The sequence below is a fragment of the Mangrovimicrobium sediminis genome (assembly GCF_004745945.1).
Taxonomy (GTDB): Bacteria; Pseudomonadota; Gammaproteobacteria; order Pseudomonadales; family Halieaceae; genus Mangrovimicrobium; species Mangrovimicrobium sediminis.
On record NZ_SRLE01000010.1, the window covers coordinates 19317 to 31970 of the forward strand.

The 12654-nt window shown below is 68.1% G+C and carries 10 protein-coding genes; 3 read left to right on the forward strand and 7 right to left on the reverse strand.

Features of this window, described 5'->3' with window-relative positions:
• Positions 1-64: 64 nt before the first annotated feature.
• Positions 65-454: an MAPEG family protein gene (locus E4634_RS15110; RefSeq protein WP_135445388.1), complete on the reverse strand. Its 390-nt coding sequence runs from the start codon at positions 452-454 to the stop codon at positions 65-67.
• Between the two features lie 971 nt (positions 455-1425).
• The gene (gene exaC / locus E4634_RS15115) at positions 1426-2946 is read right to left on the reverse strand and encodes an acetaldehyde dehydrogenase ExaC (protein WP_135445389.1); all 1521 of its coding nucleotides are present in this window, start codon (positions 2944-2946) and stop codon (positions 1426-1428) included.
• 383 nt (positions 2947-3329) lie between these two features.
• Between exaC and E4634_RS15120 the strand changes: the two genes are divergently transcribed.
• A complete protein-coding gene (locus tag E4634_RS15120; protein WP_206046909.1) occupies positions 3330-4283 on the forward strand; it encodes a helix-turn-helix domain-containing protein in 954 nt (317 codons plus the stop codon).
• A 100-nt stretch (positions 4284-4383) separates the two neighbouring features.
• Here E4634_RS15120 and E4634_RS15125 read toward each other — a convergent pair whose 3' ends face one another.
• From E4634_RS15125 to E4634_RS15135, 3 genes are all read right to left on the reverse strand, one after another.
• Complete coding sequence (locus E4634_RS15125; protein ID WP_135445393.1) at positions 4384-5391, reverse strand: zinc-binding dehydrogenase; 1008 nt, start codon at positions 5389-5391, stop codon at positions 4384-4386.
• 73 nt (positions 5392-5464) lie between these two features.
• Positions 5465-6646: a sulfotransferase family protein gene (locus tag E4634_RS15130; RefSeq protein WP_135445395.1), complete on the reverse strand. Its 1182-nt coding sequence runs from the start codon at positions 6644-6646 to the stop codon at positions 5465-5467.
• Positions 6647-6678: 32 nt separating this feature from the next.
• Positions 6679-7851, reverse strand: coding sequence for a hypothetical protein (locus E4634_RS15135; RefSeq protein WP_135445397.1), 1173 nt, complete (start codon positions 7849-7851; stop codon positions 6679-6681).
• A gap of 285 nt (positions 7852-8136) precedes the next feature.
• Here E4634_RS15135 and E4634_RS15140 point away from each other — a divergent pair, with 285 nt between their 5' ends.
• Both E4634_RS15140 and E4634_RS15145 read left to right on the forward strand, forming a co-directional pair.
• The gene (locus E4634_RS15140; protein WP_135445399.1) at positions 8137-8817 is read left to right on the forward strand and encodes an AzlC family ABC transporter permease; all 681 of its coding nucleotides are present in this window, start codon (positions 8137-8139) and stop codon (positions 8815-8817) included.
• Entirely contained in the window at positions 8814-9122 is a 309-nt protein-coding gene (locus tag E4634_RS15145) for an AzlD domain-containing protein (RefSeq protein ID WP_135445401.1), read from the forward strand. Before E4634_RS15140 ends, E4634_RS15145 begins: the two co-directional genes overlap by 4 nt.
• 69 nt (positions 9123-9191) lie before the next feature.
• Here E4634_RS15145 and E4634_RS15150 read toward each other — a convergent pair whose 3' ends face one another.
• Complete coding sequence (locus E4634_RS15150) at positions 9192-11378, reverse strand: prolyl oligopeptidase family serine peptidase (protein WP_135445403.1); 2187 nt, start codon at positions 11376-11378, stop codon at positions 9192-9194.
• A gap of 86 nt (positions 11379-11464) precedes the next feature.
• Positions 11465-12577, reverse strand: a complete 1113-nt coding sequence (locus E4634_RS15155) for a hypothetical protein (protein ID WP_135445405.1) — start codon at positions 12575-12577, stop codon at positions 11465-11467.
• Positions 12578-12654: the final 77 nt, after the last annotated feature.

The following is a 12654-nucleotide window of genomic DNA, read 5'->3' on the forward strand; positions in this document are numbered from 1 at the left end:
AGGGCTGAAATGGGGCAGCATCGCGCGATTGCACCAACAAGTCGCACGAGAGACCCGTACCCGGCTAAGGCAGTGCCAGGCACATCAACCAGATCGCGCACACCATGCCCACCAGCCAGCACAGGGAGCGCAGCTTGTCGATGTCGGCGAGGTAGAACGCCAGGTGCCCCACCCGCGCCGCGACCCAGACCAAGCACAGGGTCTGCACCATGGCTGCGGGGCCGTTCGACGACAACGCGAGTAACACGCCGGCGGCGAACGCGGGAAACGCCTCGAAGGCGTTCTCGTGGGCCCCCAGCGCGCGCTGGCCGAGGCCGTCGAGGGCGGCCTGTTGCTGGCGCGGGTAGCGGTTGTCGTACCCGCCGGGTTGGCGGGCCTGCACGTAGCCGAGGGGGGCTTTGGCGAGCAGGGGCAGGATGGCGCCGATGATCAGACAGGCAACGATGACGGTCACGGGTGAGGCTCCTCGTTCTGGTTTGGGACTGTGTTCACCTTAGGGTACTGGGTGGGGTCTGTCATTCTCTGGGTAGGGCTGGGCTGGCATTGCTGTGTCGGAGTGCGCTGACCGGCAGGCGCGGACGCGGTGTGCCCCCGTCGCTCCAAAAGCTCAGTCGCGTCGGGGGCACACCACGTCCGAGCCTGCCTCTTGCCGGTACTACTCGACGGGTGATCGCCCGCCGAGTCCGGGGGGCTTCGAGGGTTGCCGGGAGACCCGCGGGCGGAGCGCTCTGAAGATCGCGCCCCTCCGGGGTGCCCTCAGTCGGTCGCGAGCCAGCGAGCTGTCTCGCTCCACTTCCTCGGCGCGCCTTTTGCGAGCGCTCCACCCGCCCGTCTCCCGGCACTTGCGTGCTCGATGCTCGTGGTGGTTCGGTTGGCGGAAAGACAGGCGACTGCTTGAAAGTTTCTGCAGCAAAGTCCGGGCGGTTAATACTCGCTCCCCGGTGCGCTGCGATTCCCTGTATGTGGCACCGTTCCAGCGCGAAACCACCGTGCGCGCAGTCGGCGCACTGCGCAGGACCGCAACTCGAAACTCCAAACATGACGTCTCACGCGATGCGAGGCCTGGCAGCGGGGCTGTTGGCCGCGGAAATCACGTCTGGCGCCGAGGGAGAGCCAGGAGACAGCGAAGCGCTGTAAGGCTCCTGGCCGACTGAGGGCACCCCGGAGGGGCGCCAGACTGGAGCGGCCAGCAGCCCCGCTGCCGGGCCGTCTTTGGCGAACTGAGCCCGTGGCAATCTCTCAGCAAGCGCGATGTCGCGCGGCCGGAGGCGTCAGCCCTTCCAGGGTGAGTGCGCTTTTCGAACCCTGGAAGGGCTGCCGCCTCTGGCCATGAACAAACCAGCCAGCCGGCGATCCCGCACCGGAGAAAGGCGCAAAAAAAAAGCCCGCAAAAGCGGGCTAAGCAGGAGGCCTGGAGGCCCGAAGTCAGAATAGGCCGAGCGGGCTGGTGCTGTAGCTGACCAGCAGGTTCTTGGTCTGCTGGTAGTGCTCGAGGGCCTTGTGGTGGGTTTCGCGGCCGATGCCGGATTTCTTGTAGCCGCCGAAGGCCGCGTGGGCCGGGTAGGCGTGGTAGCAGTTGGTCCACACGCGGCCCGCCTGGATCGCGCGGCCCATGCGGTAGGCGCGGTTCATGTCGCGGGTCCAGACGCCGGCGCCGAGGCCGTATTCCGTGTCGTTGGCGATGGCCAGTGCCTCGGCCTCGTCCTTGAAGGTGGTGACACTGATCACCGGGCCGAAGATCTCCTCCTGGAAGATGCGCATGTCGTTGCGGCCGAACAGCATGGTGGGCTGGATGTAATAGCCGCCGGACAGCGGCGCCTTGAGGGATTCCGCCTCGCCGCCGAGCAGGACCTTGGCGCCCTCCTGCTTGCCCACGCTGATGTAGTTCATGATGCGTTCGAACTGTTCTGCGGAGGCCTGGGCGCCGACCTGGGTCGAGGTGTCCAGCGGGTTGCCGCGCACGATGGATTTGGAGCGCTCGATAACGCGTTCCACCAGGTTGTCGTAGATGGATTCCTGGATCAGGGCACGCGAGGGGCAGGTGCACACCTCGCCCTGGTTGAAGAAGGCCAGGGTCATGCCCTCGACGCATTTTTCCAGGTAGTCGTCCTCGTGCTGCACCACGTCCTCGAAGTAGACGTTGGGGCTTTTGCCGCCCAGCTCGACGGTGCTCGGGATCAGCGACTCGGCGGCGCACTTGAGGATGTGCTTGCCCACCGGGGTGGAGCCGGTGAAGGCGATCTTGGCGATGCGCGTGCTGCTGGCCAGGGCCTGACCCGCCTCCTCGCCGAGGCCGTTGACGATGTTCAGCACGCCGGGGGGCAGCAGGTCCGCGATCAGCTCTGCCAGCACCAGGATGGATGCCGGGGTCTGCTCGGCGGGCTTGAGCACCACGGCATTACCGGCGGCCAGCGCCGGGCCGAGTTTCCAGGCGGCCATCAGGATGGGAAAGTTCCAGGGGATGATCTGGCCGACCACGCCCAGCGGTTCGTGGATGTGGTAGGCGACGGTGGTCTCGTCGATCTCCGCCATGGTGCCTTCCTGGGCGCGCAGGCAGCCGGCGAAATAGCGGAAGTGGTCCACCGCCAGTGGGATGTCCGCGGCGAGGGTCTCGCGCACCGGCTTGCCGTTGTCCCAGGTCTCGGCCACGGCAAGCTTCTCGATATTCTGCTCGATGCGGTCGGCGATGCGCAGCAGCAGGTTGGAGCGCTCGGCGGCGGGGGTCTTGCCCCAGGCCGGCGCGGCGGCGTGGGCGGCGTCCAGGGCCAGTTCGACATCGGCGGCGTCCGAGCGCGGCACGCTGCAGAACACCTCGCCGTTGACCGGGCTGGGGTTATCCATGTAGCGGCCGTTCACCGGGGGCACCCATTCGCCCCCGATAAAGTTGCCGTACTGGGTCTTGAAGGTGAGGATGGCGTCTACTTCGCTGGGGTTGGCATAAATCATTGCGGCTACTCCTTGTTATTGGCATAACGGGGCGCCGACGCGGCGGTACCCCGGGTCGTATCCGTGCAAAGCATAGCCAATCGGGGGCGGCGCGCTAGCACCAGCGTCCGCGGGACTAAACTGAGCGTCCGGAGGACTTGGACTGAGCGTCCGGAGGACTTGGACTGAGCGCCCGGAGGACTTGGACTGAGCGTCCGCACGACTTGCTCCGAGCGTTCGCGGGACTTGCGGCCGAGCGCCGGCAGAACGGTGCGCGGGGCCGGCGATTGTGGGAAGATTGCGCTTTGGCCAGCGCCGGGGCGCCCTATCGTGGGGTGCGCGACTGGTCCCTACCGACGGCAGGACGGCCGGCAGCAGCCAGGTGACGTATGCAGAAAAATAACTTGAGTAAGGAAATCGCGGCGGTGCGCCGGCGCGGCGGGCTTCGGCCTCCGCGGCAGCTGGTGGAGAACCGCACCCTCTATGAAAGCCACAGCGCCGAACTGTCCATCTACGACACCTACGCCGCCGCCGAGCGGGTGCGCCTGGACGCCGAGGAACTGCTCTACTGCGGCATGCTCAGCGGGCGCAAGGTGCTGCACGGGCAGGGCCTGGCGGACGCGCCGTTCACCCCCCACGAATCCTTCGTCATGGCCCCCGGCGAAAGCGTCGACATCGACTTTCCCGAGGCCACCGCGAACAACCCCACCACCTGCCTGACCCTGGGCATCAGCCGCGAGCGGCTGCGCCTGGAATGCGAGCGCCTGAACCGCCAGCACCCGGCGCCGGGCCTGCTCGGCGAGTGGTCGCCGCGCCCGGAGCAGGTGCTGCACCTGTACCACACTGAGGCCACCCAGCAGTTGCTGGCGCGCATCGTCAGCTGCTTCCTGAGCGATGACAGCGAGCGCGACCTGGTGCTGGATCTCGGTGTCACCGAACTGGTCACGCGCATGCTGCGCCGGCAGGGCCGGGATTTCATCCGCCGCTGCGCCGCCCTGGACCCGACCGCGGACGCACTGGCCCAGGTCATCGCCCATATCGAGCAGCACCTGGGCGAGGCGATCGAAGTTGGCGAGCTGTGCCGTATCGCGTGCATGTCACGCAGCAAGTTCTACCAGCAGTTCAGCGATGCGCTGGGCGTGAGCCCGATGGAGTACATCCAGCAGCGGCGCCTGGAGCGGGCACGGGAGCTGATCGCGGCGGGCAACGGTGTCACCCGCACCTGCTACGAGGTGGGCTACAGCAACCCCAGCCATTTCTCGCGCCGCTTCCAGCAGCAGTACGGGGTATCGCCCAGCGCCTACGCCCAGCGCGGGCTTGAGAGGGCCGCAGTCGCTAGCGAACCCGCCGCGCACTGAGGCCCCCGGCCCGGGCGAAACCGCCCCGACAGCTTTTTTTCCAGACGCTCTGAATGCAGCCCGGCAGCGGCGGGCCGGGGCGAGCGCGTCGACCCCGCTACTAGCGCCAGGGGTCGACGAGCACCTTGCACTGGTGGCCGGGCTGGCGCAGTGACTCGAACGCGGTGGGGAGCTGGTCCAGTGAGACCGTATCGGTGACCATGGCCAGCGGTTCCAGGTGACCGGCGGCGAGGGTGTCGGCCACGGTGCGGAACTCCTCGAGCAAAGTGCCCACGGCGAAGCGCACGGTGACTTCCTTGAGCGCGGCCGTCGCCGGCACGAAGGTCTCGGCGTGAAAGCACATGCCCAGTACCACCACCGTGCCGCGCGGGCGCACCAGTTCCACCGAGCGCGCCACCAGTCCCTGGGCACCGGCGCATTCGAAGACCAGCTCCGGCGCGCCGCCGAGTTGCTCCTGCAGGCGCACCGCAAAATCATCGTCCATGGCCAGGAAGGCGTCGGCCCCCATGGTCATGGCTTTCTCCGCGTGGCGGGTGGAGCGCGCGGCGGCGACGATACGCCCCGCGCCGAGCCGGCGCGCCCAGTAGATGGCCGCGAGGCCAATCGGGCCGGCGCCGATCACCAGCACCGTGGCGCCGGGCCGCACGCCGGCCAGCGCCACTCCGTGCAGGCCGCAGGTGAGCGGTTCGACAATCGCGGCATCCGCCAGCGACAGGCCCTCGGGCAGCTTAATGCAGGCGCGCGCCCCGGAGGTCTTGTACTGGCCGAAGCCGCCCATGTTGAATGTCAGCTGGCTGCACCAGAAGGGCGAGCCGGACAGGCACTCGGCGCAGGCGCCGCAACCGCTGACCGGGTGCGGCACGACGTGGTCGCCCACCTTGAGAAAATCCACCCCCGCGCCCACCGCAACCACCTCGGCGCCGCTCTCGTGGCCGGGCACGAAGCCGGCTTCATAGGTGGCGCCGGAACCGTCGGTGTAGTGCAGGTCCGTGCCGCAGATACCGCAGCGCTCGACGCGCAATACCACCTGCCCCGGGCCGGGTGTCGGGTCCGGCAGTTCGCGGATTTCCAGGGGCTGGCCCACCTGGTTGAAGACGGCGGCGCGCATGGCGGCTCCTCCTGCTGACGTGTTGGGCGCAAGCCAACGCTGGCGGTTGGCGTCGCGCGTTGCGGTTGAAGTCCTAGAGCTGCGGCTGGAACCGCTCGAGGTACCAGCGGTAACGCGCGAGGATGCCCTGCTCGGTGAGGCCGAAGTCCGCGAGGTCGTAGCGGTGCTCCACCTGCCCCTCCGGGTTGGCGCGGATACGCTCGCCGATCAGGCGCTCCGCGTCGGCGCTCATCTCGATCTCGAAGCGCTCGTAGATCTGCCTGATGGTGCCCATCGGGTCCGCGTGCAGGTCCTTGTGGTAGACATCCATGAAGCGGTCCTCGTGCTGCTCACGCACCGGGTAGCCCGCCTCGATGGCGTCGATCCACTTGTGCATCTCGCGCACCCCGAGCAGCGGCGCAGTGACCTCGGCGCCCTCGCCCTCGAAGGCGCGGTGGATGAACTGGATGGTGCTGCTGATCGAGGGCACCGCGCGCAGCGGGTGGCGGTGCATCTGCACCACGCAGGCGTCCGGGAAGTGCTCGAACAGCCAGGCCAGGTGGCCGGCGGTGCCCGGGTTCTTTAGCAGCCAGCGGCGCTGGTCGTAACAGCCGATGAGCTTGAGGATATCCACGTAGCGGTCGAAGCTGGGGCGCTCGTCCTGGCTCTGCCACCAGGCGTCGTAGCCGCCGGAGTACCAGGTGCAGGCCCAGCGGTTGCTGGTGAAGTTCTGCCGCTGCAGTTCCAGGCACTCGTCGTATTCATGGGCGACGATGTTATGCGTGGCCGCCGCCTCCGGTGAAACGCCAAACAGCCGCGCCAGGTAGTTGAGCGCGCGCTGATAGGCGGGGTGGGATTCCCATTCCTCACGCGGCGGCCGCGGCATGGGGGCCACGGTGAGCCAGTGCTCCAGGCCCTGGAACTGCGGGTCCGCGCCCATCAGCTTGTGCAGGGCGGTGGTGCCCGAGCGCACCAGGCCGGTAATGACCAGCGGTTTTTCGATGGCGTTGTACTGCCACTGCGGGTGCGCCTTCCAGCCCTCCTGGGTGTATAGCCGCGCCATCAGGGTGAGCAGCACGGCATCCCAGGCGAGCTGGCGGCCGGCGGGGGTGAAACTGGGGTCGGCGTCCATCGAGGCGAGCACCACGGCGAGGCCGGTCTGGTAGTCGTCCTCCCCGAAATCGGTGAGGCCGGTCATGGCGATGGCCGCCTCGTGCAGGTAGTCCTCGCTGCGGTAGAAGCGCGTCGGCGCCGTCCATTTTGGGTCCCAGGCCATGGTCTCTCCCTGTAGGGCTGCGGGTTGTGGGGCTACCAGCGCCGGCGCAGCTGCGCGCCGAGGCGTCGCTCGCGCAGGGCCTGCGCGCGCTGTTCGGGTGTGACGCGCGCCATGCCGGCAGGCAGGGTGGCTTCCAATTGTGCGAGCGGCACCCGGGTCAGCGTCGGCACCGGTGCGCTATCGCACTCGGTCCAGCGGCCGAACACCGTGCCCTGGCGGAAGCCGCCCGGGTCCAGCCAGTTGGCCACGCCCGGGTCCTCCAGGGCGATCACCGCGCGGAAGCGGCCGTCCGGGTCGATGCTGGCGGTGTGGCCGTTGAGGCTGGTCTGGCGGTAGACGAATTCCACCGCGTTGAAGTACGGGTCATTGAGCTGCACGTTCCAGTAGTGGCGCTGTGCGGGGAGGTCGGTCTCCAGCAGCAGGGCCTCGCCCTCTTCCAGCTCGAAGACCGCGGTCCAGTAGTCCTGGTTCTGGATGCCCATGCCCTCGAAGCGGTTGAGTTCGAAGCTGTTGCTGCCCAGGCGCGCGATGAGGTCCAGCTGGTATTCGAACCACAGGCGGCTCCAGCGCTCGGAAAGCGTAAACATCTCGCGCAGCTTGTGGTCGATCTGCGCCGGGCTCATGCGCGGCTTCACCGGCGGCGCGTCCAGGCACTCGATGGCCAGGCGAGTGTCCGCCTCGCCGCCCCAGTCGTAGGAGCGCAGGCGCACCATCATGAAGTCGCAGCTCGGGTCGAGTTCGTGCCAGGTGCCGATATAGCCCGCCGGGCGTTCGACGCTGGCGATGAACTCGAAGCGACCCTTCGCATCCGGCTGCAGTTCGCGGGCATCGAGGTAGCTGATCTGCCGGCCGGGCGGGTAGACCATGCCCATCATGCCGGCGCCGAACTGGAAGTGGACCATGTAGGTCTCGCCGCGGTCGCCGCTGATGCGGTACTGGCGGTGGCCGTCGATGGGCGCGTAGTAGTACACGTCGTCCGGATTCGGCTGCAGCAGGTAGACGGAATTCCACAGGGGCATGAATTCCGGGTGCAGGGGGTCGGCCTGGAAATACTGGAAATAGGCGTAGGAGAGGTTCATCGCCAGCTGGCGGTAGACGTCGGCGCGGTACTCCGGGTCGTCGGGGCGCCAGGTCAGGTCGAGCAGGTCGCCTGCGGGCTTCAGCAGTTCGACGTAGTCGGCCCAGGGGCCAAGGGGTTCCGGCATCGTGTTACCCGTGATTATTTTTATAAATACTCGTTTCACATTAACCGCTGGCCGGGCGCGACGCAAGGGCGGGGCGGCACAGGTGGCAGGCGCGGGGAGCGCTGTGACAAATGGGATGGCGCCGCTGGACGGGGTTGGCGCTGCAGGTCCCGGCTGGGTCCGCGAGACCGAACAGGAACAGCACAGGGGGCTGTTCTGCTCACGCCACTGCGGAGCCAGGCCGATAGCGCTGTCGAAGGACGCAGTTATGGCGGTTGCCATAGCGGGCCAGTAGACTACGCGCCCATGACCTCCACGCGCCAGACCGTGCGGCGGGGCATCATCGACGCCCTGCCCCTGTTCATCCCGGCCATCCCCTTCGCCTTCGTGCTCGGGGTGACCATCCTGCACGCGCCACTCTCGGCGTTGGTGGGCTGGAGCAGTTCCTGGGTGATCTACGGCGGCGCCTCGCAGCTCACCCTGATCACCCTGCTCAGCGACGGCGCGGCGGTGGCGGCGGCGGTGATGGCCGCGCTCATCGTCAACGCCCGCCACCTGATGTACTCCGCCGCGCTGGCCCCGGCCTTCCAGCAGCAACCGGCGTGGTTCCGCTGGGTGGGCTCGTACTTCCTCATCGACCAGGTGTTCGCCCTGTGCGTGCTGCGCAAGCACCTGCCGCCCGAGGAGTTCCGCGCCTACTACCTGGCGACCGGGCTCACCTTCTGGCTGCTGTGGTGCGCGGCGACGGGGCTGGCGATCATCATCGGCCCGACCATCCCCAGCGAATGGGGGCTGGGTTTCACGGTGCCGGTGATGTTTACCGCGCTGGTAGTGATGGGCATCGACCGCTGGCCGAAAGCGGCGGCCGCGCTGATCGCCGCCGCGGTGACCTTCCTCGCGGCGGACCTGCCGCACCGTTCCGGCCTGCTGCTCGGCGCCGCGGCGGGTATCGTGTTTGGGCTGCTGTACGAGGGCTCGCGCAAATGAGCGGACTCATCGCCATTGTCATCGCAGGCCTGGGCACCTATACCAGCCGCGCCCTGTTCATCCTCGCACTGGCCAACCGGCGCATCCCCCACGGCGTGTCGGTGGCCATGGAATACGTCGGCCCGTCGGTGCTCGCCGCCCTGGTGGTCGCCCTGCTCACCGCCCCCGGCCAGGGCGGCCTGCCCGGCGCCGCGGAACTGGTCGCCCTGCTGGTCGCCACGCTGCTCGCCTGGAAAACCCGCAACCACCTCCTCACCCTCGCCCTCGCAATGCTTGTGTTCTGGGCCCTCGGCGCCCTCCTCTAAAAAGAAAGGGGTCAGAGCCCTTTTTGACCGTAAAAGCAGTGCGCTTTTTTTAAACCGGGGTCATCAAGCTCAGCTGTCGCCGAGTTGCCAGAGGAGGAAGCTGTAGATGTCGGCGTATTGCTTGAGGACCTGCCCGCGGGTGGAGCCGATGCCGTGGCCGGCGCCGTATTCGACGCGCAGCAGGACCGGGCCACCGGTGGTCGCGGCCTGCATGCGCGCGGCGAGCTTGCCGGACATCCAGGGATTCACGCGCGGATCGTTGTAGCCGTGGGTGAACAGCACCGCCGGGTAGGCGACGCCGTCCTCCACATGCGCGTAGGGACTCATTTCCAGCAGGCCCTTGAAGCCGTCTTCCTCGGTGACGGTGCCGAATTCCTGGATATTGGGCACGCCGTTGGTAGTGGTCTCGGCGCGAATGGTGTCGGTCATGCCCACCTGGCTGACTGCGGCGGCGAACAGGTCCGGACGCTCGGTGATGGCGCGCCCTACCAGGATGCCCCCGGCGCTGCCGCCCATGACCGCCATATGCTCGGGGCTGGTGTAACCGTTCTTCACCAGGTATTCACCGGCGGCGATCGCGTCCTTCCAGGTGTTCGGCTTGTTCAGCATGCGCCCGGCGTAGTGCCAGGCCTGGCCGTACTCGCCGCCGCCGCGCACGTGGGCGATGGCGTAGACACCGCCGCGCTCCAGCCAGGCCAGGCGGATGGCGGAGAAGTTCACGTCCATGGACAGGCCGTAGCTGCCATAGCCGTAGACGATGGTCGGGTTGCTGCCGTCCAGCTTCACGTCGGCACGGCGCAGGATGGACACCGGCACCTTGACCCCGTCGTGGCTGGTGACCAGCACTTCCTCCGACACGTAGCCCGGCACCGCGTCGAACTTGCCCTTGGGCAGCAGGCCGGTGTCGGTGAAGGCATTGCTGGCCGGGTCGTAGGCGTAGGTCAGCGGCCCCACGGTCCAGGCGGTGACATAGGTATACACGCCGGGCAGCGTCTCGGACACCGCGCTGACGTAGGCCGCGGCATCGCCGGGCACCGGCAGGGGCTGCGGGGCACCGCCGCCATAGGGCAGGCGCATGACCTTGTTCACCCCGTCGACCCGCGTGTCCAGGTACAGCGCATCGGCCGCGGCGTACACCGCGTCCAGCACCACGTCGCCGGCGGGTACGACCTCGGTGGCCGCAGCCAGGTCCGGCGCGGCCAGCGAGGTCTTCACCAGCCGGTAGCGCGGCGCATCCTGGCCGGTTTTAAGGTAGATCTCGTCACCGTGCACGGCAAAGTCCACCACCAGGTCACTGGCGGTACAGATGTTGCGCCAGGGAATATTGGCCTCGAACAGGCTGTCCATGGGCGCGCTGTACAGGGATATCTCGTTGGAGTCGCCGTGCTTGACCTTGACCACCGCGTACTTCGAGCCGGGCGTGATCACCATGCTCGGGAAGTCCACATCGCTGATCGGCATGCGCGGCGAGCGATCGTAGGCGGCGATCACCGGATCCGCGGCCGGGTCGCTGCCCAGGCGGTGGTAGCGCACGCTGGTCTGCTTGTAGACCTCGGTGGCCGGGGCGTCCGCCGGCAGGTCGCGGCGGCGGCTGTAGAAGAAGCCCTCGCTGTCCGCGGTCCACTCCGGCGCGTTGTAGGCGGTCTCGATGTTGCCGATGCTCTGGCCCACCAGTTCACCGCTGGCGACCTCCATCACGTAGTAGGTGGTCTCCTCGGAGCCGCCCTGGGCCAGGCCGTAGGCCACATAGCGCGCGTCCGGCGAGGGAGAGTACAGTTCCAGCGAGTAGTGCTCTTCGCCGTCACCGCCCAGCGTCTCGGGGTCGACCAGCAGACGCGGCTCCCCGCCCGCGGGCGTGAAATACAGCTTGCCGACGCTCTCGCCGGCGTTGCGCCGCATGAAGAACAGGCTGCCATCCGCCTCGCGATGGACGGCGTAGGTCCAGTAGGGCTTGCCGGCGTCGAGTTCCTTCAGCCGCTGCTCCAGGCTGGCGGTCTGTGGCAGCGCATCCAGCACGGACGCGGTGTAGTCGGCCTGGCCCTTGAACCAGCCCTCGACATACGGGTCCTCGAGGTTCTCCATGTAGCGGTAGGGGTCGTGCACCTGCACGCCCCAGTGGGTTTCCACCACATCCTGTACTTTCGCCACCGGCGGTCCCGCCGGGGCCTGATTGTCGCTGGTGGCGCAGCCGGCCAGCGCTGCGGACAGAGCAAGGGCGGCGGGCAGGCGCCAGCGGGCAGTAGTGGTCACAGTCATTTATTGTCTCCAGGGTCGGTTGGCCCGGGCGCCGCGGCTCGCGGCGGCGCTCGAAAAGTACACTCACTATAGACGGTTCGGGCGGCCTATCCCTCAGCGCCGGGCAGGCAACTGCGCAGGCGCCGCCACCACTGCCGCAGGTAGCGCGCCGGCAGGCGCAGCGGACTGGACAGTGCATAGCGCAGGCGCGCCTCGTCGGCCAGGCGCAGGGCGAGGTCGTCGATGTCAGCCTGGCTGAAACCGGGGTCCTCATTGTCCGCAGCCGGTCGCTCGGGCGCGGAGAGCACCAGCTTGTGCCGCGCCTCCAGCCAGGCCAGGTCGTCGGCCATGCGCTGCTCCACCAGCGCGTACACCGCCGGCGGCGCACTGAACTTGCGCCCGGGCAGGCTGGCGATGCGCTGCACGTCGTCCGGGGCGCGCTCGGGATTGCGCCCGCCACCGGCAAACAGGCCGCGCTGGGCGTTGAGCGCACTGAGCAACAGCGCCGCTTCGTGGCTCATGCTCGGATTGGCGCGCGGCGGCTCCGGGGCGAGCCCGTGGACCGCGACTCCGGTATGTTCCAGCAGCGCCGCGGCCAGGCCGCCGGGATAGCAGGTGGCGCCGGCGAAGTCGTAGAGCACAAGGCTGTCCTCGCCGAAGCTGTCGGCCAGCCGCGTGAACAACTTGCGCAGGGGGTAGACCGGCGGGTCGGCGTACAGCGTTTCCAGCACCGCGCCGGCGGTGAGCCGCTGCTGAATCTCGCTGGACAGCGCATCCAGGGGATGGCGCACACAGGCGACAACCCGCACCTCCTCAGCGATCTCCCCCAGCCAGGCGGCCAGTGCCTGCAGCGCCGGACGCGGGAAGTGCCCCACTCCCTCCGCCGAGAGCAGCAACTGCGGCGCCTCGCTGGATTCGAAGCCGCGCCGCAGACAGTCCAGCGATTGCCGGTTGAAGCGCTGCAGGGCGGCCTCGCTGCGCAGGCCGAGCATGGTGAGAATGCGCGAGCGCTCGGTGCTGGTATCGAACAGGCCACGCAGCACGGGCGAGTGATTGCCGCCGAAGGCGCGCAGGTGCGGGAAATGCCGCGGGTAGTGCAGACCGCTGCGCTCCAGCACCGCGGCGCTGGCCAGCAACTGGGCCTGCACGGCGGTGGAGCCAGTCTTGCCCAGCCCGATATGCAGCCAGGCACAGCGAAAACGCGGAGTAGCCTCACTCATCGCCCGCGGCTTCCCGCTGGCGTGCTGTTCGCTGCGCAGGCTATCGACACTGCAATCATCGATGCGCGATCCAAAAA

Coding starts and splice junctions, on each gene's coding strand:
- E4634_RS15125 (WP_135445393.1), bottom strand. CDS start 5,391: ATGCGCGCCGCCGTCTTCAACCAGGTGGGCCAGCCCCTGGAAATCCGC.
- exaC (WP_135445389.1), bottom strand. CDS start 2,946: ATGATTTATGCCAACCCCAGCGAAGTAGACGCCATCCTCACCTTCAAG.
- E4634_RS15145 (WP_135445401.1), top strand. CDS start 8,814: ATGAGCGGACTCATCGCCATTGTCATCGCAGGCCTGGGCACCTATACC.
- E4634_RS15140 (WP_135445399.1), top strand. CDS start 8,137: ATGACCTCCACGCGCCAGACCGTGCGGCGGGGCATCATCGACGCCCTG.
- E4634_RS15150 (WP_135445403.1), bottom strand. CDS start 11,378: ATGACTGTGACCACTACTGCCCGCTGGCGCCTGCCCGCCGCCCTTGCT.
- E4634_RS15130 (WP_135445395.1), bottom strand. CDS start 6,646: ATGGCCTGGGACCCAAAATGGACGGCGCCGACGCGCTTCTACCGCAGC.
- E4634_RS15155 (WP_135445405.1), bottom strand. CDS start 12,577: ATGAGTGAGGCTACTCCGCGTTTTCGCTGTGCCTGGCTGCATATCGGG.
- E4634_RS15135 (WP_135445397.1), bottom strand. CDS start 7,851: ATGCCGGAACCCCTTGGCCCCTGGGCCGACTACGTCGAACTGCTGAAG.